This is a genomic window from Mesorhizobium escarrei, from assembly GCF_935825525.1.
Taxonomy (GTDB): domain Bacteria; phylum Pseudomonadota; class Alphaproteobacteria; order Rhizobiales; family Rhizobiaceae; genus Mesorhizobium; species Mesorhizobium escarrei.
Genome location: NZ_CAKXZT010000166.1, coordinates 43,311 through 65,561 on the forward strand (window position 1 = coordinate 43,311; position 22,251 = coordinate 65,561).

Genomic DNA, 22,251 nt, shown 5'->3' on the forward strand with positions numbered 1-22,251 from the left:
CGTAAATCTCACATGTCCGAGTTTCGGATACTGCTGGACCTGGCAATGCCCGCGCTTTCAAGCAAAAGTCCAACGAGTTCGCCGCATAGCGAGCGTGCGTTGGAAGTCGGGTCAGAAAGATATTGAAGGCTGCATCCATCGATGACCGCCAGCAGCGCTCGCGAGAGCCGCTCCAGATCCCATTGGCAAGTCTCCCCCCCAAGTGATAGCGACTTGGCGAGCATCGATTTGAGCTCGGCAATGTACATTGGATAGATCGTCGAGGCCAGGTCGCGCGACTTCTCTCTCCTCACGGCCCAGAGCGCGAGCTCGAACTGAGCCAGGAGGTCCTCAGGCATCGCTTCGAACGCTGCCCAGTATGCGTCCAGCATCGCCTGAACCGATGACCGAATCCCTCGGTTTACATGAACGTTGACGGCATCGTTAATCATCAACTTGAGCCACCGCCCTATTGCCGCTCCGAGCAAGGCATTCTTGCTTTCAAAGCAATAGTGCACTGCGGCAAGCGACGCATTTGCTTCCGTGGCCACAGCCCGCATGGTTACTGATCGCACGCCGTCCCGTCTCATCACCTGGATCGTCGCATCGATGAGCTGCTCTCTTCGATCAGCTACAGGGATCCTCACGACGTTCCTCGTTCTTGATTGTTTTCTTGCTTTCACGCGAGGGTTGGGTTTCTGCCGCATTCCATGCATCCCTATTGATGTCGCGTAGACGTGTAGCTCCAATCTGACGGCGACTGAACGCCGACGACGTTCAATCTGAGGATCCTGTCCCACCAGGAAAGTTGCCCGAAAGATCTGGGCGGAGATCTTCATTTAAGCATCCCGAATGGAATCCTCGCATTGCCCTTTGGTGATTACAAACAGTCGGGTAAATAGTCGTAAAGCGGGACCACCACGGCCGGACTGGACACCTTGAAGGCCAAAGACGGCCACGGTGAAGAGGCCCACAGAAATCAGTTATGTCCATCCACGGCGATCGCTGCGCGCGCCCTTGAACTCCGCCTTTAGAATCGTAACCCTTGTGTCCTTCAATGCGAGACTGCCCACTCGAACAAGAACATGGCGACGGCCAGGTCCTCATATCCCCCTCCTCCCGATTTGAAGACGGTGATTTCACGTTCCGACCGCCTGCCTGGCTTGGGTCCTTGGGCTAGCTCGAAGAGGTCGGCGACGTCGTCCGGCTGAATCAGACCTTTCTTGAGCGGCTCGGTGACGTCGCCGGAAATCCCTATCGTTGACGACCTTTCACCGACGAACGGGCGGCCTGCCTTGCACACCACGGCGCGGAGTTACGGTGAAGGCTGCGGCGCCTATCAGGTGTTGTACTGGCCAGCATGCCAACGACGCTTCTCGCGCCAGTCGGACGTGATATGGCGGAATCGGTTCAGGGAAAGGTGCTCGATCGGAAGGCTTGTGGCGCCCTTCAGGGCGAGGTCCGCCATGGCTACGCCGACAGCTGGCGCCATACCGAATCCGTGCCCTGACGCGGCGACGGTCAGCAGTCCCTCGGGGTTGTCGAAAAGGTGGATCGTCGTCATCTGATCGGGCGCCATGTCGACGATCCCTGCCCAGGAGCGCAGGAACTGCGCGCCCTTGAGGAGTGGGATCGTCTCGATAGCGCGGCGCAGGATGTTGCGCACGATCGGCGTCGTCGGCTTGGGCGATTCCTTGTCGATTTCGAGGTCGATCCACTCGTATGGGCCGCCGTTCATGTGGAGGTTGCCGCGCTTCGTCTGTCGGACCGACAGGCCGTTGCCGATGAAGCACTGATCGAACAGCGGCGGCATTGGCGTCGTCACGAGCGCTTCGAGCCGCACGGGCGCAAGCGGAAACAAAATGCCGAAGGGGGCGAGCAGGAGCGTGTTGTGCGCAGCCGCGCAGAGCGCGACCCGAGGCGCGTGTATTTCGCCATAGGGCGTCTTGACGCCCTTAACGCGGCCGCCGGTCGCCAGGACCTCGAGCACAGGCGTGTATTCGCGGATTTCGCCGCCAAGGTCCGTGAAGGCCCAGGCGAATGCCTGCGACGTCCGCTGGGGATTCGCGTGTCCGGACCGAGGGGTGTGGATGCCGCCGAGGCAGCTGTCCGTGAGGCTCGGGATCATCTTCCTGAGCGCCTGGCCGTCGACGAACTCGAACGCTATGTCGGTCTTTTCGAACGACTGGTAGAGCTCTTTCAGTTCGGCGAGCTCCCGCTCATTCACTGCGGCCCAAATACGCCCTCTCTGCGTCCACTCGGTCGGGTAGCCGAGTTCCTCGTCCAGCCCGTCCCATAGCTTCTCGGCCATCTGGGCAAGCGGGCTTTCCTCCGGCGTCTCGCCCCGAAGGCTCAAGTAGCCGGTCGCCCTCGAAGAGGCCTCGTATGCCGTGGCGCCTTTGTCGAGAACGACGACCTTCGCCCCCGCTTTGCGAGCCTGGTAGGCGGTCGCCAGGCCGAGGATGCCAGCGCCGACGACGATGAGATCATAGTTCTGCATGATTGCTACCCAATACGGCTCAGGCGTTGCGGGTTTCGTACGGCCACATCTGCCAGTTCAACCGAATGTCGTCGGTCTCGTCGTCGTCGGCGATCAGGGACAGGTCGACGGGGCGAAGCGGGAAGCGATAGCTTCCGGGCCGGATGTCCTCGGCATCGATGCCAAAGCGTTGCACCAGCGTGAAAGCCGCTTCATCGCGGCAGCGCTTGCCTTGGCAGTGTCCCATGCCAACCCGCGTCATGCGCTTGACGAGGTCCTGATCAAGGCGCGGCGCATGGGGGTTGTCCGTTTGATTGGTCGGTGTCTGCGAGGTTCGCATCCCTTGGCCAAGATACTTGGGGGGCTCGAGATGACAGAATTCGCCCCGCGTCACGCTCTCGCACTGGCACATGATCACGTCCGGACCGCCAGTCTGATGGAGCGACTTGATCCATTGCTGGATGTACGAACTCGCGTCCGCAAGGGTTAAGCTGGACGGCTGCCACTCCGCGCGTGCGGCACCTGAGATTCTCGCGAGCATCGCTTCGATCATTGCCTCGTCGGCCTTGGGAGCGAGATAGAACACGTCGTCAACGCTAGTCTCACCCTGGATGGAAACCTCAGGCACCCAGGACGCGAGTTCCGTCGAGAACCGCATCCCGCATCCCATCGCGGCGGGGAGCTCGACGTTGGGAAGCGTGGCGACCGCGACCGCGATGGAATCGCAGGCGATCTCTTCGCTTCCCGTGCCGTCGAGCGTGACGAGCCGCGCTCCTTCCACGGCAACCTTGCCCTTGGCGGAAGCGATGACTTTGCCGAAGTGGACCGGAATGCCCTCGCCCTCGATCCATGCGGCGGCTTCCGGACCCGCCGCGATACTGCTGCCGGGTTCCACGACGCCGGCGACGGTGATCTGCTTGGACCTGAGCGATCGCATCAGGCGCAGGGCGATATCCGAGGTTCCAAGGATCAGAACGCGTTCGCCCTCGAAAACCCCGTAGTAATCCAGAAGCGCGAGGCCCGCCTTTGCGCCGAAGACGCCTGGCAGCTCCCAGCCGAGGAACGACGGCACGAAATCGCGCACGCCGGAGGCGATGACGAGGACGTCGTGATCGAGAAGTTCGTTACCCTCTCGGGAAACGAGCCCCGCTTTCGGCGTTCCAATGTGGATCGAATTCTCGCCGTTGCGGAAAGCTCCCCAGAGGATGGTCGACAAGCGGACGTCGATTCCGCTTTCGAGACACTCCATCAGTTCGGGATTTGCCTCCAGAAACGACTGCGCGATGGCATTGGCATTGTTGAGAGCCGCAGGCAGTCCGGCCCCGTAAAAATATGGCGCGTCTATGGACATGTCCTTGAGCGCTTGCGGATGTTCGTCGACCAGGGTCACCCGATGGCCTGCCGCGTTGGCGGCAAGCGCAAAGCGACACCCTACCCCACTGGCGCCGAGAACAACGACGGTACGCGGAGACATCTTTTCTGCCCCTTCCTTGCGTTCAGTCTTCGTTGACCTGGGAGAGACGGTCCATCGCTTCGGCGTATTCCAGGATCATGTCGTAGATGACGGTCTTGACCGAGACGGGCTCGTTGACCAGTTCGACGATCTGGCCGGCGGCGTACGTCATCCAGTCCTTCCGATGAGCGCGCTCCGCGCGGCGGAACGGCTCGCCGGAAAGGATCGACTGCATCGGGACTGCCTTCAGCGGCTTCGGGGCATCGGAACGCTTCCAGGCTTCCGTATACTTCGATCGGATGGCGCGGCAGGGCTTGCCTGTATAGCCATAGGTGATGACCGCATCGTCTGCCTTTGCCGCGTAGAGCACGTCCCGCATGTCGGGCGCGAGCTCACTTTCGACGGTTCCGAGCCAGATCGTTCCGCACCACACGCCTTCGGCGCCGAGGGCGATGGCGGCGGCCATCTGGCGGCCTCGGCCGATTCCGCCCGCGGCAAGCACAGGGACCGGAGCGACGGCATCGACGATCTGCGGCCATAGCACGAGCGAGGAAATCTCGCCCGTATGCCCGCCCGCCTCCGATCCCTGCGCGACGATGATATCGACCCCGGCGGCCACCTGCTTCTGCGCCTGTCTTGCGCTGCCGACGAGCGCCCCGAATTTTGCCCCATAGTCATGAACGCGCTTGATGACGTGATCGGGCGCGACGCCCAGCGCGCTGACGACGAGCTTGACGGGGTGGCGCAGCGCGACATCGAGCAGCGCCTCGCTCGCCTCGGGACTGAAGGCCAGATTGCGCGCATATTCCGCATACCAGCCCTTGGCATCCTCTTCCGAGAGCGGCGGCACCCCGTCCTGATCCATCAGTTCGTTGATGAAGCGGCGGTTTTCCTCCGGAACGAGCTCGCGCGGCGTCTCCTTGAAGTCGACGGCCGTCGCCGTGGAGGAGAACACCATGTCGACGCCGTAGGGCCGACCCTCGACATGATCGTCGATCCACTTCAATTCCTGCTCAAGGTGTTCGGGCGTCATCCAGGCTGCGCCCAGAACACCGAAGCCTCCCGCCTTGGAGGTTGCGGCGACGACATCCCTGCAGTGGCTGAAAGCGAAGATCGGCGCTTCGATATCGAGGAGTTCCGTGGCGGCGGTTTTCATCGAAGGATTTGAACCTTTGCTTGTTGGGGACCCAGCGTTCGAAGCAGCTTCGTCTCGGCTGACGCGCTTTCCCAAAGAACATACCCGTTGGTATCTTATACAGTCCGGTCGGTATGTGGTCAACCGGCGAGACTTCGTGGCTTAGCTTTGCAGCCTCGCCTTGAGAGCTTTCTTGTCGAACTTCCCTGTCAGGCCAAGGGGAAGTTCGGTCTCGAAATGGATCGTGCGCGGGACCTTGAAGTCGGACAAAGTCTTCTCGGCGTACGCGATGAGGTCTTCCTGCGCGACGCTTGCGCCGTGCCGAAGCACGACGAAAGCAATCGGCACCTCGCCGAAGATCCTGTCGGGGCCGCCTACGACGGCGACGTCCTGGACAGCCGGATGCGATGACAGGACAGCTTCGACTTCGGGAGGCGAGATGTTCGCTCCGCCGCGGATGATGATGTCCTTGATGCGTCCCGTGAGATAAAAATATCCGTCGCTGTCACGGCGGCCGAGATCACCCGTGCGGAACAACCCCTCGCGAAACGCCGCGTCAGTCTGCTCCGGATTGTTCAGATAGCGCTTCATCGTCGCGGCTGCGCGCACAAGAACTTCGCCGTCCTCGTTGTCGGCGCAGTCCGTTCCGTCGGAACGGATGATGCGAACCTGAAGCCCTGGCGCCGCCCGTCCGACCGCGCCCTTCGGAATTGGCCTCGGATCGTTGGCGAAGGCGCCGAAAACGGGAGTGCTCTCGGTCGTGGCGTAGTAGTTCTGAATCTCCTTGCCAAAGCGCTTCGCGAACCGTTCCTGCATTTCCTCGGGCAGCGGTGCGCCGGCGCAGATGAAAGCGCGCACGCCCGAAAGGTCATATCTCAGGTCGCGCTGCTCGCAATACTCGAGCATCATCGAAAACATCGTGGGCACGCCGTGAAACACGGTCGCGGAATGCGACAGCAACCCCCCGAGTACATCCCGCGGATGGAAGCGCCGAAGGATTGCCACGGCACCACCTGATTGCAGCCCGACCGCCGCGCCCGTCGAGAGGCCGTACAGGTAGCCAAGCGGCAGCGCGACGAGCGTGATGTCCTCGGGCGTCAGCCCCCACATGCTGGCAAGCGCCGTCGCCGCTCCCACCTGTGCCGCATGGTCGAGCAGGATCGCCTTGGGCACGCCCGTGCTACCGGAGGTGTAGATGATGAGAAAGTCGTCGCCGGGCGCGACGACTGACTCTTCGAGAGCTGGAAGTCCGTCTGCCGGAGCCCTCAACGCCTTCAGGCCGCGCAGCGACCCCTCGGGAACGGCCGCCCGCGCGACATCGGCTGCGAAGTCGTCATGAAAAAGGATGGTCGCGCCGGAATGCCTGAAGGCATATTCGACTTCGGAAGCGGTCAGGTTTGGATTGAGCGGCACGAATACCGCCCCAAGACGCGCGGCGGCGTAATAGGCGATCATGATTTCGGTGCAGTTTTGAGCATATGCCGAGAATGTCGTGCCCTTGCCGATCCCAAGCGCTTGCAGATGTCGGGCCGCAATTTCCACGGCCGCACCGAACGCGCCGTAGGTGAGGGTCTCGGCTTCGAAGCGGACGGCAACCTTGCCGCCCTGGCGGTCGATGATTCTGGCCAAATGCGAGTATACGGTTTGGGTCATTGTTCAACTGCGAAGGGATGAAGGGAATTCTGGAAGGGCCTCGCGACTTGTGCGTTTAGCCTTGCGCGAGGGGCGTTTGTCCGCGGGAAACGGCTTTCCCAAATCAGCGAGAATCTCCCGAGCGGCATTATGCCCTGCCACGCCGTTGACACCGCCTCCCGGATGGCAAGCAGCTCCGCACAGATACATGCCTTTGACGGGAGTCCGATAGTCGGCGTAGTGCGCGATCGGGCGACGGAAGAACACCTGGTCGAGGCTCATCTCGCCGTGATGCACGTGGCCGTCGGTCATCGCGAACATCTCTTCGATGTCCTTGGGAGTCAGGATTTGAGCGTGCAGCACTTCCTTGTCGAAACCTGGCGCGTATCTGCAAATCTGAGCAAGAACGATGTCGAGGAGTTCCTTCTTGGACTCCTCGTTCCAATCGCGGCCGTTGAGCTTGTACGGGACGTGCCCTCCCATGATCTGAACGACATGCTTCCCTTCGGGAGCGACCGTGTCGTCGAAGGCGCTCGGCGTGGTGATCCACAGATACGGGTGGCGCGACATCTCGCCGTTTTGCGCCGACTGGAAAGCTTCCTCCAGTTCGTCGGTGTTTTCCGCGATCGTCACGGATCCAGGAGTTGGTTGGTTCAGTCGGCGAGTTCTGTAGGCGGTCCAATCCGGCAGGGCCTTGCAGGCGAGATTGATCTTGAATGCGATCGATTTGGTGCGGTGCCGCTCGACTTGGGCAATGACCTCCTCTGTCAGGTTCTCCCGTCCTATCAGGTCGAAATAGGTCATCCTCGCGCCAGCGTTGGAGATAACGACGCGGGACCTGATCAGGTGGCCATTGTCCAGGATGACTCCCTGAGCGCGCCCGTTCTCGATACTGACTTTCGCGACCTTGTGTCCGGTTATGACCTCGACGCCGTGCTCGGCGGCAACCTTCCTGAGCGCCTCCGAAATGCTGCCCATGCCTCCTCGGATGAGGCCCCCCGGCCCCATCGGGGTCGTATTGTCGCGCAGGTAGGGCCGTAGAAGCACATAGGCCGACCCTGGGGCCTTCGGGCTGAGGAATCCCGCCGAGCCAGAGGCGTAGCTGCCGAAAGCCGTAAGCATCTGGTCGCTTTCAAACCAGCGCTTCAGGTAGTCGTGGGCGCTGAGCGTCAGCACGTCCCATATGTCGAAGAGGTGGGGCGCCGCGTCACGCAGACGCCAGGCGAGCCCCATTGTCTTCGCTAGATCCTTCACCTTGCGCGTCGTCGGATCGACGGGCGTCTCGAACATGATCCGCCGAATGAAGGGAACGAGCTTCTGCATGTGCGCCGAGAATTTGGGGTAGTTTTCCGCGTCCTTTCTCGAGAATTTGGCGATCTCCTCGACCATGCGGGTTTCGTCGGGCCAGAAGACGAGGCTTTCGCCGCTCTCGAACGGCTGGAAAGAGGGCGGCACAGGGATCACCTCGACGCCGTTCTTGAGGAGTTCGAGATCCATCATGATCTTGGGCTGCAGCATGCTCATCCAATAGGACGCGACGGAGACCTTGAACCCTGGCCAGACCTCGCGCGAGATAGCGGCGCCCCCGACGAACGGCTGGCGTTCGATGACGACGACCTTCTGCCCCGCCTTGGCTAGATAACAGGCGCAGACCAGGCCATTGTGCCCGGCGCCGATTATGATGGCATCATAGGATTCCATGAAGATCTTCCTCGCTCACGGGACGACTGCGATGAGTTCTGCCTCGATGAGCAGCCTGTCGTCGTAGAGGCCTGCCTGCACGGCGATGCTTGTCGGCGGACAGGTCTGGTTGAGATACCGCGAGCGAACCGCGCGATACGTGGACATGAAATCGGGGTCGAACGATTTGAGATAGGCCTTGATCTGGGCGACGTGCTCGAAGTCTAGCCCCGCCGATGCCAGGGTTGCCTTGAGATTCTCGAAAAGCGCGACGACCTGGTCTTCCACCGAAGTCGTGACAGGCTCACCTTGAGCGTCCGTTCCGGTGTGGCCGGTCGTCAGAAAGAGGCCGCTTCCGGTCACGGCTAGGCCCATGGAGACGCCTGGCCACGCAGCCCCCTCTGGATTTGCTGGAACGAGCGGCATGCATTTCTCCCCTATGGATTCCCGTGGTGTCCCGACCTGTGATGCGTGCTAGGCATCAGCATTCTTGCCGACTGCAGCCGCGGTCGCCGAACCATACGAATGAACATACCAGCAAGTCAAATAAATTGTTCAATCGGTATTTTTATCTCATCCCGCTTCGCGTCGTCAGGTCAGAGGCCGCAGCCAGCTCGCGGATTGAAGCTTGAGGAACGCAACGAGCGGCGCCATGCGCCACTCGCCGATGCAGCCCCTGGTGTTGCGCCACCCCGGGCTTTCAGGCCCAGCCGCAATCTTCCATGTCGCGAGCCAGGTCACGGTGGTCTTGGGTGCAGTCGGAGTTCGTGTCAGGGATGATGCGGTTGACGACCCCCGACTGCAGCTCTTCCGAGATGTGAGCGATCAGGCCTGGGAACGTCGACATCAGCGCGAGCCCCGTCATTTCGGGCGGAGTGAAACCCATCTGGGTCATGATCGCCGCAAGCATGCCGACATCGTTGAGGACGAGATCGGGCTTGTTCGCGGCGCGTTGGAAAGCGCGATGGACTGCTTCGTAGAATTCGTTCGCTTCGCCCCAAATGCCCTGCTTGATCGCGATCGCCTTTAGTTTTTCGGCGCGGGGATCGACGCCGCGGAAGACCTGATGGCCAAAGCCTGGAATCCGGCGCCTGCCTGCCCGGTAATCCGCGACGAGCCTTTCGGCGCATGCCTCCATCGGGTCGCCGGACGCCTTCCACGCCCGGATGCTGTCGGCGATGAATCGGCCTGTATCCTCTGGAGAGACGGCGTATTCGCCTGCGCCTAGCATGCCGGCGGCAAGGCCGGCCGTCATGCGCGGATTCACCGACACGACCGATCGAGCAGCAATTGTCCCCGATTTCTGCAGGGCGTAGTCGAGGATGGACGACAAAATGACGTCCATCATTTTGGCCTCGCGCGGGGTCGGGAGGCATCCTCGAACCAGGAGGAAGCTGATCGCGGAGAAAGGCAGTTCGCCGACCAGGGAACGCATCGGATAGCCGCGGATAAAGATGTCCTCCGAGGTGATTTCACTGACCCTGGAGACCCAATGGGAGGGCGTGTTCTTTGTCATGGTCATCCTTCAGTTGGAGGAAGCGACGGCCATCGAAAATGGCGGAGGTCGCGGTCAGTCCTTGGCGCTGGCCGCGAAAGTCTTTTGCAGCGTCGGGCGAGCGGAATGCCAAGCTTGGCGGGTCTTCTGACTGAGCCCGCTGAAGTAGTCGTTGTGAGGCTGCATATAGTAACCGAGGCGCGAGATTCCGTAGGCGCCCTTCTGACGGAGATGGGCCATCGATTCAGCCATCGTCAGTGCCATCAGGTTCGGATTCAGGATCGGGAACGGCGCGGGTTTTCCGCCACCCATTAGGTACTTTTGATATGAAGCCGCGATAATCGTGCAATTGAGGATGACGGCCTCCGCGCCTGTCCTTTCGATCGACTTGGCGGTGACCTCGACGACGTCGCGCGCAACAGCCTCGGTATCGTTCACCATATCGCGGACGTACCAATTGATGACGTCCAGGCCGAGGACCCGATCCGAAGCGCCGTACAGTTTGACGTTATCTTTCATCTGCGAGCCGGCCTTGACGTGGTCGGTCACGATGACCGCGGTGCGGCCGTAGTAGGATAGAAGATTGAGGGATGCCTCGAACGGTCCGATGACGGGAATGTCGACCAGTTCGCGCGCAATCATGACGGCGGGGTCGTAGCAGCACCCACTGATGACGGCATCGTATCCATCCTCCTCGGACTGCTTTATGGCGTCTAGCAGCGAGGCTTCGACGATGTGCTTCGGATAGAAGTAATCCATGTCGGCGGGGCACGCGTCGAGATGGGTAACGTCCAGCCTGGTCCCCTCCATCGCGTAGTGCGACAGCGTTTCCTGGATAAGGGCGTCATACGCGGTGGTGCCAAACGGATTTATAAAATTGATCCTACGGACCATCTCCGACATCCTTGCAAATACCAAAGCGGTGACGGACGGGCAGCAGCGCACCGCACATTCGACGTTGGCACAAATTTGTCGAATGAGTAGTCGAAAAAGTCTACTCCGTCAATATTGGGTCAGCGCCCTCTGTCCTGACATAGATGCAAATTTCCCGTTTCCCGGGCCTTGCGTCCTACGGACATATGATTAATTATACCAATCGTTCATTTTTGCGTACCTGTTGGTACAACCTAGATGCCACCAGATGGAGGGGCGAACAATGTCAGGACTCAGCGGCCAGGCGATCGTGATCACAGGCGGAGAGACGGGTATCGGCCGGGCGGTCGTGCTGCAGTTGGCCGCAGAAGGCGCCCATGTGCTCATCGGCGGCATCCTAGCGGACGAGGCCGATGCCACTCGGCGCGCGGCTGAAGGCCTGCCCGGATCGGTGGTATTTCAGAAGGCTGACGTAAGAGAGACCGCACAAGTGGACTCCCTCGTCGATACGGCGGTCGAGAAGCATGGCCGCATCGACGGGCTCGTTTGCAACGCTGGCATCTTCGACGGCTTCGCGAGCGGGATCGACACGTCTGACCGTCTGTGGGACCAGATCATGGACGTGAATGCGCGCGGCACCTTTTTCGCGTGCCGGGCGGCCCTGCGCCACATGGTGCCCGCAGGACGCGGCAAGATCGTCAACGTCGCCTCGATTGGCGGGCTCGTCGGCATGGCGGACGGCGCGTCCTATACGGCTTCCAAGCACGCGGTGATCGGCCTGACCAGGCACCTGGGCTGCAGCTACGCCAAATACGGAATCGCCGTTAACGCGGTCTGTCCTGGCGCGATTGAAACTCCGATCCGAAGCAATTCGATCAAGATTCTTGGTGAAGATGCCCCTCCGATGGGCGGGGTCGGAGCAGATCCGGACTGGCTGAAGCGGGCAGTCCCGCAACAGCGCAAGGGCACGCCCGACGAGATCGCGAACATGATCCTGTTCTTGCTCTCCGACAAGGCGACCTACATGGCGGGCCAATCGTTCGTGGTGGACGGTGGATGGACGGCCAAATGACAGGCGAACTGCACACCCCGGAGGAGAACGAGATCATCGGGACCGTCGCCCGGTTCGTAAAGGAGCGGGTGAGGCCTTACGTCCAGCAGCTGGAACGCGAGGGTAAATACCCTCAGCATCTGGTCGGCGAGATGATGGAGCTCGGGCTCTTCGGGCTGGCGGTCCCCGAAAGCTATGGCGGACTTGGCGCTCGCATTCCCGTGCTTGCGATCATCTTGGAGGTGCTCGGCAGCGGATGGGCGACGCTCGCTGCCTATGTGAACAGCCATAGCACCGTGGCGTACGCGATCGCCACGCATGGAACCGAACAACAGAAAAGCAGATATCTTCCAAGGTTAGCGACCGGCGAGCATCGCGGCGCCCTTTGCCTGAGCGAGCCAGGTTGCGGTTCAGATCTGCAGGCGATCAAGGGTTTGGCAAAGGACGCGGGCGATCACTATGACCTGGTCGCAAGCAAGACCTACGTCACGAACGGAGCAAAGGCGACGTTGCTTCTGACGCTGGTGAAGCACCCCGCCGTGGCCGGAGAGACGAAGCCCAAGATCAGCCTTCTGATCGTAGAGAAAGCATACCCGAAGGTTTCGGTGACCTCGACGTTCGAGAAGACAGCGTTTCACTTGGTCGATACCGTGCAGATCGAAATGGACGGCGTTGCTGTTCCGAAGGCGCAATTGCTCGGTCCCGCCGAGGGAATGGGGTTTCCCCAGCTCATGGATTCGCTAGAGATCGGTCGGGTCGCGATCGCGGCGAGCGCCGTGGGAGTTGCGGCGAACGCCCTCTCAGAGGCGAAGCGCTATGCCTCCGAACGCGTCGCGTTCGGCGTTACGATCGACCACCATCAAGCCATCCAGATGAAGCTCGCCGACATGGCCACGAAGCTCGTTGGGGCGCGGCTGATGACGATGGAGGCCGCGTCGGCGAAAGAGCGCGGCGGGCGTTGCGACATGATCACCGCGATGGCGAAGACCTATGCAAGCGATTGCGCGCTCGAGATCGCCCATCAAGCCGTCGTCATCCACGGCGGCGCCGGCTACATTCGGGATTATGTTGTCGAGCGCTTGCATCGTGAGGCTCTGCTTTACACGATCGGCGAAGGCACCAACGATATCAACCGCATTGTCATCTCTCGCCGGATGAAAGGCGAAGAAGAGATGCAGTATCTTGGTCTGCTGCCATGACAAGCGTTTGCCTCACGTTCGACTTTGACGCGGTTTCTCTCTGGGTAAGCACCTTCAAGCAGACGACCGCGACGCCTGTTTCCCGCGGTGAATACGGCGCGAATGTCGGGATCGGACGCGTGCTTGATCTCTTGCGGGAGAAGGACGTCAAAGCAACTTTCTTCGTGCCGGCGCATACCGCCGTGTCATTCCCCCGGCAGACGCGCCGCATCATCGAGGAAGGGCATGAGATCGGTGTTCATGGCTACTGCCACGAGACGCCTATCGGATACACGCGCGAGGCCGAGGCTGACCTTCTCGATCGGTCGATAGCCAAGCTGCGCACGGTGCTTGGCAAAGATTTCGCGCCCATCGGCTACCGTTCGCCCGCCTGGGACCTTTCCGCAGACAGCGTTGAGCTGCTCGTGCAGCGCGGCTTTCTTTACGACAGCAGCATGATGGCGGACGACTTCAGGCCCTACCGCGCTCGCCGCGGCGATAGGGTCGACGAAGAGGCGTTCGTCCCGGGAGAGGTAATGCGGCTGATCGAGATGCCTGTCGCCTGGGAGCTGGATGATTTTCCGTATTTCACGTTCATCAACAAGCCGCTGTTTGGGGGTCTGCGCACCCCCGACGACGTCTACGACTGCTGGCGCGGCGAGTTCGACTATTGCCACGAGGCAATAGACGACGGCGCTTTCACTTTGACGATGCATCCCCAAATCATTGGACGCGGCCCGCGCATCAGGATGCTGGCCCGATTGATCGAACATATGCAGTCGCAGTCCAATGTGAGCTTCACGGCGCTCGGGGACGAGGCAAGGCGTCGCGACCCGTTGTTGCCGGGCGTCGTCTGACGAACCGGGACAGGCGGCCGTCCGCTCAGGCGCACAGCTGAGAAGATTTGAAAGGGCGAAACCGACGTGCGGATTACCGAATACGAAAAGCATGACGGCCTGGGGCTCGCGAAGCTGCTTCGCACCGAGGAGGTCAGCCCCGTCGAATTGATGGATTGCGCCATCTCGCTAGCTGCGGATCGGGGCCAAGCGGTCAACGCCCTGTGCAACCAGGATTACGATTTGGGCCGGAGGCTCGCTGCGGGCGCCGAACTCAAGGGCACGTTCGGGGCAATGCCGTTCCTCCTGAAGGATTCGGGACTCGCCTCGACGCAACTTGCCTCTGACGTGGGATCGCGTTTGTTCGCCGGCATGAAGGCGAAGGTCGACTCGACGCTCAACACGCGCTTCGTGGCCGATGGCTTCCTTTCCTTCGCGAGGACGACCGTTCCGGAATTCTGCATGGCGCCGACTACTGAAGCCGTGCAGAACGGAGGGCCTACTCTCAATCCCTGGGACCGGACACGTTCGCCCGGCGGATCGAGTGGCGGCGCCGCCGCGGCGGTAGCTTTGGGCATCGTGCCGGTCGCGCATGGAAGCGACGGCGGAGGCTCCATACGCATTCCTGCATCGTGCTGCGGAGTTTTCGGCTTGAAGCCCTCTCGCGGCCTTGTGCCGCACGGCCCGGCCCGCGGCGAAGGATGGGGCGGCCTGGCTGTCGATGGCGTTCTGTCGCGGACCGTTCGCGACACGGCCGCTGCGCTCGACGGCATCGCGGGGATGGAGCTCGGTCAGCCTTACGCGGCACCAGAGCGCCCCGATTCCTACCTGGAATACATTGATGGCGAATTCGATCGGCCCCTTCGGATCGCGAAATGGACGCAGGCCTGGAACGATATCGATGTCGCGCCTGAATGCCTTGATGCCGTTGCAGCCGCCGAGCGCCATCTGGCGGCTCTGGGCCACGAAGTGATCGAGGCGCCGCTCCCTCAACTGAAGTACGACGCGTTTGTCGATGCGATCATCGACGTGATGGCGGCAAGCGTGGCCATGACCGTTAACGGCTACGTTCGGCTTGTCGGTCCGAAGGATTTGCCAAGCCTCCTCGAGCCCGCAATTCTCCACGCTTACCGCTTGGGCGAGGAAATGCATGCCGAGACATACGCCCTGGCAATCAATCGCTTTCACTCCGTCGCCCGGCTGATGGAGACGTATCTCGCCGACTACGACGTGATCCTGACGCCGACGCTGACGCAGCCGCCCGTCAAGCTTGGCGAGATCTCCATGAACGATGATTTCAGATCCTTCCGAAAAAGGGCTGGCCGCTATACGACCTTCCTCGCCGTCATCAATGCCTCAGGCCAGCCCGCCGCGAGCGTACCCCTTCACTGGACGGAGGGTAATTTGCCCATCGGGGTACAACTGGTCGGACGATTCGGCGCGGAGGCGACGGTTCTGCGATTGTCCACTCAACTGGAAGGCATCGCACCATGGCGCGATCGGAGGCCCCCCGCCGTTGCGTCTCCGCACTGAAATAGTGTCGCCTTGCGGCGCGTCTGTAGAGCCAGGAGAAGATCGACGTGAGCAGTCAGGCGACTGAGGCAGACTTCGATATGCTGGTGCGCCTTATCCGCACGAGACACTCTTGCCGGGCGTTTCAAGAGCGCGCCGTGTCCGAGGCGACCATTCGGAAAATCCTGGAGACAGCACAACGGAGCGCTTCCGACTGCAACATACAGCCGTGGAAGGTGACAATCGTCAGCGGCGCGCCCTTAGATTCCCTGCGGACGGCCATGTATCGGTGCGCAGCATCGGGCGCGCCCGGCTTGTCTGACATCCCGCCCATCGAGCAGTATTTTGGCGCCTATCAAGAACGACGCAGGGATTGCGGATGGTCCCTGTACGGCTCGCTTGGAATCGAGCGCGGTGATCGTGTCGCTTCAGGGCGGCAGGCCCTAGAGAACTTTCGTTTCTTTGGAGCCCAGCATATCGCCTTGATCACCTCTCATGCGTCCTTGGGAATGAGAGGCGTTTTTGACAGCGGCGGGTACATCGCGCTGTTCATGCTTGCGGCGCACGCTTTGGGCGTTGCGACCGTCGCGCAAGGATCGATCGCCCACCGCGCGGATGTCATTCGCGAACACATCGCCATTCCTACCGATCATTCCATCATTTGCGGAATTGCCTTCGGTTGGTCAGACGATGGCCATCCGGCGAACAGTTTCAGGATGAAACGCGCGTCGATCACCGATGTCGCTTCGTTCGTCGGATAGCGAAGATCGCTTATAACGGAGGCCTACCCGGCAGGTATGCAGAAGACACTGCGGTTCTCCGACAGAGGCGGTGTCGGCTCGCTCCAGGCATCGCGTCAAGAGTCATCGGCGCCGACGGGTCGAATGCGGCATCGGCGAGGCAGAAGACCTTCTCGTCAAAGCGCCATTCGATGCAGTGCTTCAGGTCCTGAAGTTGGATCTTCTGCGCACTCGATCGCAAAACTCGAGACGATATGAAACTTTAGTTAGCCCGATTCGATTAACCTAAAATCGGCGTGCCAGGCGGCTTATCCGGCAGACGGCGTAGATTTCAGGCAGCAGCCCTGCAGCACCAGGCTCGCGTAATGGTCGGCGATCCTATCTGGCGTCAGCGGGCCACCCGACTTGTACCAAGCGTGGGTGGAGTTGCAGATGCCGATAATGCTGTTCACAACGAGCGTCGTTGGAATGTCCTGGAAAATGCCCTGCTCGACACCTTTCTGGTAGACCTGCTTGAACAACTGATCATATTCCCTCTTCCGTTTGGTGATGACCTTCTGCTGCGCGTCAGTCAGTTCGCCTTGGTCGCGGAAATAGATCGCCGACCAGGCAGCCCGATCCATAACGTTGAGCGCGTGCTTCCGGATCATGGACGCTAGCATGCTGTTTGGCGGGTCGTCGGTCTTGACCAGGGATTCCATGTCCGCCCACCATGCGTCGTGGATTTTGGTGAAGATCTCCCACAGGACCTGGTTCTTGTTCTTGAAATAGTAGTAAACGACGGATTTGGTGTACCCAAGGCTCGAGGCGATATCGTCGATCGTTACCCCTCTGATCCCCCCCTCGGCGAAGAGCTTGGCCGCAGTGGCAAGTATCTCGTCTTGCACGTAGGCCTGCTTTTTCGCCTTTAGCTCTTCCCTAAGCGTCAAATTCATACAACCTCACCAATTCATCAGCCAACTCGAAGCGTCGATCCAAACTTATAGAAATTTCGACCGGAGCGTCAACAGATTCCTGCCGCCAGTCGAAAAAACCGGAGCCTCGATAACTCCCAGTCTCCGCCGACGTTCGGCTAGGCTAGTGGGGCCAAGGAACACCCTTCGCTACGGTTGCCTAAATCTAGGCTTTCAACCAAATCGACGCGTCGCTGGAGGGGCTGGAGCTGTTTGGATAGTGCCGGGCAAATGCCACTGATGCTTGCATTCGCCGCACGGCATCGGCCTTGCACGATTCCCCAACGGTTCTGTTGACTGTTCGGAATTTTTTACATACTCTTCGGTCAAATAAGATGTCCGAAGGATATCAGTCCTCTATGATGAACCTCAACCCAGACACCCTGAAGCTGCCGCAAAGGGAGTTGGCCGGGCAAGCTGACAAGCCCATCCTGCGGCTTGAGGCGATCCGCAAAGTGTATGGCAAGCATGTCGTTCTCGACGATTTGAACCTCACTCTGAGATCGGGTGAGGTGGTCGCCATCATCGGTCCGAGCGGATCCGGCAAGAGCACTCTTCTCCGCTGCATCAACATGCTCGGGCCGGCGACAAGCGGTCGCGTGGTCGTCGGCGATCTCGCCATCGACGAGTCGATCCCGCCGACGGCTCAGCAACTGACCTCGCTGCGCCGGTCGGTCGGCATGGTCTTTCAATCCTTCAATCTGTTCCCGCACATGTCGGTTCTGCGGAATGTGAGCCTTCCCCAGGAGCGGGTTCTGGGCCGCTCCCGCAAGGATGCCGACAAGCGGTCTCGGGAACTCCTGGCCCGCGTCGGACTGGCGGAAAAGGCGGATCAATATCCTGCCAGGTGCTCGGGCGGCCAACAGCAGCGTATCGCGATCGCTCGCGCTCTCGCCCTTGATCCGCAGATCATGCTTTTCGACGAGCCGACCTCGGCGCTCGATCCTGAACTGGGGCTGGAAGTGCTCCTGGTGATGCAGGAACTCGCCCGTTCGGGCATGACCATGCTCGTCGTGACTCATGAAATGAATTTCGCGGAAACGGTATCTGATCGCGTGATCATCATGGCCGACGGAAAGATCATCGAGGAAGGCCCTAGCAAGGAGGTCATGCGAGACCCCCAGACGGACAGGGCGAAGCGATTCCTGAAAGCGGTGAAGGACCGATGACCGCGGATATGTTCCTGGGTGTGGCGACGGGTATCCCCTGGACCCTCGCCGTCACTGCGGCAGCCTTCGTCCTGGGCGCCGCTCTGGGGCTGCCATTGTGCGCGATGCGTTTATCCAACGTCGCGCTGTTGCGCGTCATAGCGCTTGTCTACATCATCCTCTTCAGATCCGTTCCGCCGCTCCTCTGGGTCTTCGTCTTCTTCTTCGGGCTTGGATCTGGCTATCTGCCCATCTCGGCTTTCGAAGGCGTGGTCCTTGGCCTCGGGCTGATCACCGCCGCGAACATGGCGGAAATCTACCGCGGCGCGCTCAGTGCAATCCATGCCGGGCAATGGGAGGCATCGGAAGCGCTCGCGCTGCCGTCGTACAGCACCTACCTTGACATCATCGCGCCTCAGCTTCTGAGGGTTTCCCTCCCATCCTCCGCCAGCTACGCGGTCGGACTGCTGAAAGACTCCGCGATCGCGTCGACGATCGGTGTGACCGACATATCTTTCAACGCCAACTATATCGCGAAATCAACCTATCAGGGGCTGCCTGTATTCGCGATCGCGGCTCTCTTCTACATAATGATCAGTTTGCCTGTCGCCGCTCTCGCCCGCGCCGCCGATCAAAAGCTTCGAGCGAGGGTCGCGCTGTGAATGACCTCCTCAGTTTTTGGCTCGACAGCCTGCCGGCGCTGCTTGATGGCCTCACTGTCAGCCTGGAGGTCACAGGGGTCGCGCTCGCTATCGGTTTTCCGTTGGGGTTGCTCCTTGCTCTCGGCGTGCAGTCAAAGGCGAGATCACTCAATCTGATCTCCCTTTGTGTCGTGGAGATAGGCCGCGGCGCTCCCGCTCTCGTCGTGCTGCAGTTCGCCTATTTCGGGCTGCCTCAAGCCGGATTGACGCTCTCGTCTTTTGCCGCGGCGGTCTTCGCCCTCGCGTGGAATACGGGCGCCTACACCAGCGAGATCATCCGGGCGGGTCTGGAGTCTGTGCCGATCGGCGAAATCGAAGCCTCATCGGCCATGGGGATGATGCGGGTGGACACGTTGCGATTCGTCATCATCCCGCAGGGCCTTAGGGTCGCCGCTCCGGCGCTTCTGGGCTTTGCGACCCAGATGTTACAAGCCTCATCTCTTTGCTTCGCGATCGCACTGCCCGAACTGACGAGCAACGCATACGTCATTGGAACAAACACGTTCCGCTACATGGAAATCTTGTCTCTTGCAGGAATTCTCTACGCCGCAATCTGCGTTCCAGCAACGATTGCGGTTGGAGTACTTGAGCAACGGCTCGGGAAACACACCCGATGACCGGGCAATACTAAAAAACACAATACAAGCCAAAGAGGAGAATTGGCAGATGTCTTCATTCAAAAGTATTGTCGGCGCCGTCGCGGCCCTCGTAGCCGCTTCCACCGCATCCTACGCAGACGACTGTAAGCCGGCGCACGAAGTCAAGACCGTAACGCCCGGCAAGCTCACCGTCGCAATTTACAACTATCCCCCGTTCTCGATGGTGACCCAAGACAACAAAATCTCGGGCATCGACACCCAAATGGTTGAGGAGACTGCCAAGGCAAACTGTCTGGAGGTGGTACCACTCAATCTCGCTCCGGCAGCCGTTGTCCAATCCGTCGTCTCGGGGAAGGCCGATGTGGCTGTGGGGGCGTGGTATCGCTCGGAGGCCCGCACGAAGGTCGTCGGCCTTTCAGCACCGACCTATATCGATCCCATGACCTCGATCTCGAAGGACGGACTGGATACGGTCGACGCCATGATGGGGAAGTCGATCGGCACCGTCACGGGGTACACCTGGAACGCCACGCTTCAAAAGGTCTTTGGCGCGAAGCTCAAGCAATATCCTGACGGCCTTGCCATGTACACGGACCTTGAAGCTGGCCGGGTCGATGTTGCCCTCGACGGATCCGTAGCTCCTGTCGAAGCCCAGAAGAGCGGTCGCCTGAAGGGCTTCAAGACTGCGCTAGTGAAGTCTGATCCGCGCATACCCGACACCATGCAGCCGCCGCAGAGCGGGCTTCTCTATACGCTCGGCAACAAGGGTCTGGGCGAGGCGCTCGACGACACTGTCACCAGGATCCACAAGGACGGCACGCTGGCCAAGTGGCTCACGGACGCTGGCTACAAACCCGAGATGGGAGACGTGGGCGAGCCGCGGCTCGTGAAGTGACAATCGTATGGGCGCGCGTGCGGAACGGACGCGCGCCCGTCCCGCTGAGTGTCGGCCGTCGCCCAGCGGCATTGTCATAACAGTTCGGCGATCGAACGCGGCCGACTTGAAGTCGACGCTTTGGATTCGGGAGGCAAAGCCATGAACGAGATCACGAAGATTGAGCAAGCGCTGTCGTCGGACGCGAACGCCAAGGCGAGCATAGGCTCCCTTCTGGACAAGCAACGCAAGAACTACGGCCTTCAGCCGGAATTCTATCTCTCCGACCATATCTATCGCCTCGACATCGAAAAGGTGCTGATGCCGCACTGGCAGTGCGTCAATCATGTCAGCGCCATTCCGAACGCCGGCGACTACATCGTCTTCGACTACGACCGCGAGTCGGTCATCGTGGTGCGCGATGCGGACAATGAGATCCGATCTTTCGCCAACGTCTGCCGTCATAGAGGATCGCGCATTTGCGAGACTTCCGGCCACGCACGAGGCGGCATGCTGATCTGCCCCTATCACGCCTGGTCGTATGGACTCGACGGATCGCTCGCCCATGCCCGCATGATGCCGCGCGACTTCGACAAGCAGGGGTTCGGCTTGAAGCCGCTGCCGACGAAGGTCGTACAAGGACTTATCTTCGTGAGCCTCTCGGACACCCCTCTGGCGTTTGACGATTGCGAAGAGAATATTAACGCCACCCTCGGCATCTACGGTTGGGCAAACGCCAAGGTGGCCTATCAGTCGAGCGTCGTGTTCTCGGCCAACTGGAAGCTCGCGCTTGAGAACCAGGTCGAGTGCTACCACTGCGCGCCGTCGCATCCGGAGTTCTCCGTCGTCCACGGGCAATCGACGGCGACCGAGAAGAAGCTCATCGCCGAGATGAACGCGAAGGCCGCGGCGCAGGGTATTCGCGTCGAAACGCGCGATCATTGGGCACTCGCAGCGCTCGACGGCCAGGAACAGGCCTATTCCAACCGCTATCCGATGACCGCGAACGCCTGCACCGCGAGCAAGGATGGTTCCCCGCTCGCTCCGCTGATGGGGAAATTCCAGAGCTACGACAACGGAATGGCGGTTTGCTATATCGGCCCGATGAACCACTGCCTGAGTTACGGCGATTATGGGGCGATCTTCCGGTATACGCCCAAGTCCCTGTTCGAAACCGAGCTTGCCGTCATCTGGCTCGTGCGTGGCGATGCAGTCGAAGGAAAGGATTATGATCGCGACGAGCTCACCTGGATGTGGAGAGTGACCGCCGGCGCAGACAAGAAGATCGTCGAAGACAACCAGCGCGGCGTTTCCTCCCGCTTCTATACCCCAGGCCCGTACGCGCTCCCAATCGAGGAAAAGACGGTGCGCTTCACCGAGTGGTACATGTCGTCGCTCGCCAATGCGCTCTGATATTTTCGCCGCCTCCGCGGAGCCGAGGCTGAGCGCGGCGGGCCCTGTTTGCGGCAATCGTGCCGAACAGTTCGCAAGCGGCTTCCGTGGCTGCCTAGGGCAATCCTTGAGAGGTAAGCAGATGGAGCAGACCGACACGGTATGGATCGATGTGTGCAGCGTCGACGATATCGACGAGGGCGGCATGCACGAGTTCCAGCATGAGGAGCGCCGGATCGTCATCTACCGCTTGGAGGATGGTCTCTTCGCCACCGACAACGTCTGCACCCACGAATTTGCGCTCCTGTCGGAGGGGTGGCTCGAAAACGGGACTATCGAATGCCCCCTGCACGGCGCGCTGTTCAACGTGAAGACGGGCCAGGTTGAGCGCGGCCCGGCGGAATGCGCCCTGAAGACCTACGCCGTCAGGACAGAGGGGGAGAGGGTGCTGTGCTCGATCTGAGCCATCTGCCGTCGGCCGGACTGCGTGTTCACCAGCCAGGCCCTCCAACGAACTTGCAGCGCATCACTGGGCCACAAG

General features: G+C 60.6%; 22 protein-coding genes. 11 read left to right on the forward strand and 11 right to left on the reverse strand.

The annotated features are described in order from the left end of the window. Window positions 1-8: 8 nt before the first annotated feature. The 10 genes from NMG80_RS30820 to NMG80_RS30860 form a co-directional block, all read right to left on the reverse strand. Window positions 9-818, reverse strand: coding sequence for a TetR/AcrR family transcriptional regulator (locus tag NMG80_RS30820; protein WP_254021614.1), 810 nt, complete (start codon window positions 816-818; stop codon window positions 9-11). A gap of 215 nt (window positions 819-1,033) precedes the next feature. Continuing rightward, window positions 1,034-1,285, reverse strand: a complete 252-nt coding sequence (locus NMG80_RS37545) for a hypothetical protein (protein ID WP_367186034.1) — start codon at window positions 1,283-1,285, stop codon at window positions 1,034-1,036. A 33-nt stretch (window positions 1,286-1,318) separates the two neighbouring features. Continuing rightward, window positions 1,319-2,479 (reverse strand): NAD(P)/FAD-dependent oxidoreductase, encoded by a 1,161-nt coding sequence (locus NMG80_RS30825; protein WP_254021615.1) that lies wholly within the window; start codon window positions 2,477-2,479, stop codon window positions 1,319-1,321. 19 nt (window positions 2,480-2,498) lie between these two features. Then, window positions 2,499-3,707: an FAD-dependent oxidoreductase gene (locus NMG80_RS30830; RefSeq protein ID WP_436798724.1), complete on the reverse strand. Its 1,209-nt coding sequence runs from the start codon at window positions 3,705-3,707 to the stop codon at window positions 2,499-2,501. Between the two features lie 247 nt (window positions 3,708-3,954). Continuing rightward, window positions 3,955-5,190, reverse strand: coding sequence for an NAD(P)H-dependent flavin oxidoreductase (locus tag NMG80_RS30835; protein WP_254021617.1), 1,236 nt, complete (start codon window positions 5,188-5,190; stop codon window positions 3,955-3,957). Between the two features lie 18 nt (window positions 5,191-5,208). Further along, window positions 5,209-6,699: a class I adenylate-forming enzyme family protein gene (locus tag NMG80_RS30840; protein ID WP_254021618.1), complete on the reverse strand. Its 1,491-nt coding sequence runs from the start codon at window positions 6,697-6,699 to the stop codon at window positions 5,209-5,211. Window positions 6,700-6,702: 3 nt separating this feature from the next. After that, entirely contained in the window at window positions 6,703-8,379 is a 1,677-nt protein-coding gene (locus NMG80_RS30845; protein WP_254021619.1) for a phytoene desaturase family protein, read from the reverse strand. 15 nt (window positions 8,380-8,394) lie between these two features. Continuing rightward, the gene (locus NMG80_RS30850) at window positions 8,395-8,784 is read right to left on the reverse strand and encodes a RidA family protein (RefSeq protein ID WP_254021620.1); all 390 of its coding nucleotides are present in this window, start codon (window positions 8,782-8,784) and stop codon (window positions 8,395-8,397) included. Window positions 8,785-9,058: 274 nt separating this feature from the next. Then, window positions 9,059-9,874 (reverse strand): citryl-CoA lyase, encoded by an 816-nt coding sequence (locus tag NMG80_RS30855; RefSeq protein WP_254021621.1) that lies wholly within the window; start codon window positions 9,872-9,874, stop codon window positions 9,059-9,061. 54 nt (window positions 9,875-9,928) lie between these two features. Next, the gene (locus NMG80_RS30860) at window positions 9,929-10,747 is read right to left on the reverse strand and encodes an aspartate/glutamate racemase family protein (protein WP_254021622.1); all 819 of its coding nucleotides are present in this window, start codon (window positions 10,745-10,747) and stop codon (window positions 9,929-9,931) included. Between the two features lie 262 nt (window positions 10,748-11,009). On the opposite strand from NMG80_RS30860, the gene NMG80_RS30865 reads away from it, so the two are divergent. The 5 genes from NMG80_RS30865 (at window position 11,010) to NMG80_RS30885 (ending at window position 16,064) form a co-directional block, all read left to right on the forward strand. Beyond that, entirely contained in the window at window positions 11,010-11,798 is a 789-nt protein-coding gene (locus NMG80_RS30865) for an SDR family NAD(P)-dependent oxidoreductase (protein WP_254021623.1), read from the forward strand. Beyond that, window positions 11,795-12,976 carry an acyl-CoA dehydrogenase family protein gene (locus NMG80_RS30870; RefSeq protein ID WP_254021624.1) on the forward strand — a complete coding sequence of 394 codons (1,182 nt, stop codon included), beginning with the start codon at window positions 11,795-11,797 and terminating at the stop codon, window positions 12,974-12,976. Before NMG80_RS30865 ends, NMG80_RS30870 begins: the two co-directional genes overlap by 4 nt. 119 nt (window positions 12,977-13,095) lie before the next feature. Beyond that, window positions 13,096-13,812: a polysaccharide deacetylase family protein gene (locus NMG80_RS30875; protein WP_436798725.1), complete on the forward strand. Its 717-nt coding sequence runs from the start codon at window positions 13,096-13,098 to the stop codon at window positions 13,810-13,812. Window positions 13,813-13,878: 66 nt separating this feature from the next. Next, window positions 13,879-15,324, forward strand: coding sequence for an amidase (locus NMG80_RS30880; RefSeq protein WP_436798726.1), 1,446 nt, complete (start codon window positions 13,879-13,881; stop codon window positions 15,322-15,324). Window positions 15,325-15,371: 47 nt separating this feature from the next. Continuing rightward, entirely contained in the window at window positions 15,372-16,064 is a 693-nt protein-coding gene (locus tag NMG80_RS30885; protein WP_254021626.1) for a nitroreductase, read from the forward strand. Window positions 16,065-16,351: 287 nt separating this feature from the next. Here the strand turns inward: NMG80_RS30885 and NMG80_RS30890 are convergent, their stop codons facing one another. After that, window positions 16,352-16,978: a TetR/AcrR family transcriptional regulator gene (locus tag NMG80_RS30890; protein ID WP_254021627.1), complete on the reverse strand. Its 627-nt coding sequence runs from the start codon at window positions 16,976-16,978 to the stop codon at window positions 16,352-16,354. A 380-nt stretch (window positions 16,979-17,358) separates the two neighbouring features. On the opposite strand from NMG80_RS30890, the gene NMG80_RS30895 reads away from it, so the two are divergent. From NMG80_RS30895 to NMG80_RS30920, 6 genes are all read left to right on the forward strand, one after another. Further along, window positions 17,359-18,165, forward strand: coding sequence for an amino acid ABC transporter ATP-binding protein (locus NMG80_RS30895; RefSeq protein ID WP_301943408.1), 807 nt, complete (start codon window positions 17,359-17,361; stop codon window positions 18,163-18,165). Continuing rightward, complete coding sequence (locus tag NMG80_RS30900; protein ID WP_254021628.1) at window positions 18,162-18,806, forward strand: amino acid ABC transporter permease; 645 nt, start codon at window positions 18,162-18,164, stop codon at window positions 18,804-18,806. Before NMG80_RS30895 ends, NMG80_RS30900 begins: the two co-directional genes overlap by 4 nt. Continuing rightward, on the forward strand, window positions 18,803-19,462 hold the full coding sequence (locus NMG80_RS30905) for an amino acid ABC transporter permease (RefSeq protein ID WP_254021629.1): 660 nt from the start codon (window positions 18,803-18,805) through the stop codon (window positions 19,460-19,462). The genes NMG80_RS30900 and NMG80_RS30905 overlap by 4 nt, the downstream gene beginning before the upstream one ends. Window positions 19,463-19,511: 49 nt before the next feature. Next, window positions 19,512-20,339: a substrate-binding periplasmic protein gene (locus NMG80_RS30910; protein WP_254021630.1), complete on the forward strand. Its 828-nt coding sequence runs from the start codon at window positions 19,512-19,514 to the stop codon at window positions 20,337-20,339. A 141-nt stretch (window positions 20,340-20,480) separates the two neighbouring features. Next, window positions 20,481-21,731 (forward strand): aromatic ring-hydroxylating oxygenase subunit alpha, encoded by a 1,251-nt coding sequence (locus tag NMG80_RS30915; protein WP_254021631.1) that lies wholly within the window; start codon window positions 20,481-20,483, stop codon window positions 21,729-21,731. A 121-nt stretch (window positions 21,732-21,852) separates the two neighbouring features. After that, window positions 21,853-22,173: a non-heme iron oxygenase ferredoxin subunit gene (locus NMG80_RS30920; RefSeq protein ID WP_254021632.1), complete on the forward strand. Its 321-nt coding sequence runs from the start codon at window positions 21,853-21,855 to the stop codon at window positions 22,171-22,173. Window positions 22,174-22,251 lie beyond the last annotated feature (78 nt).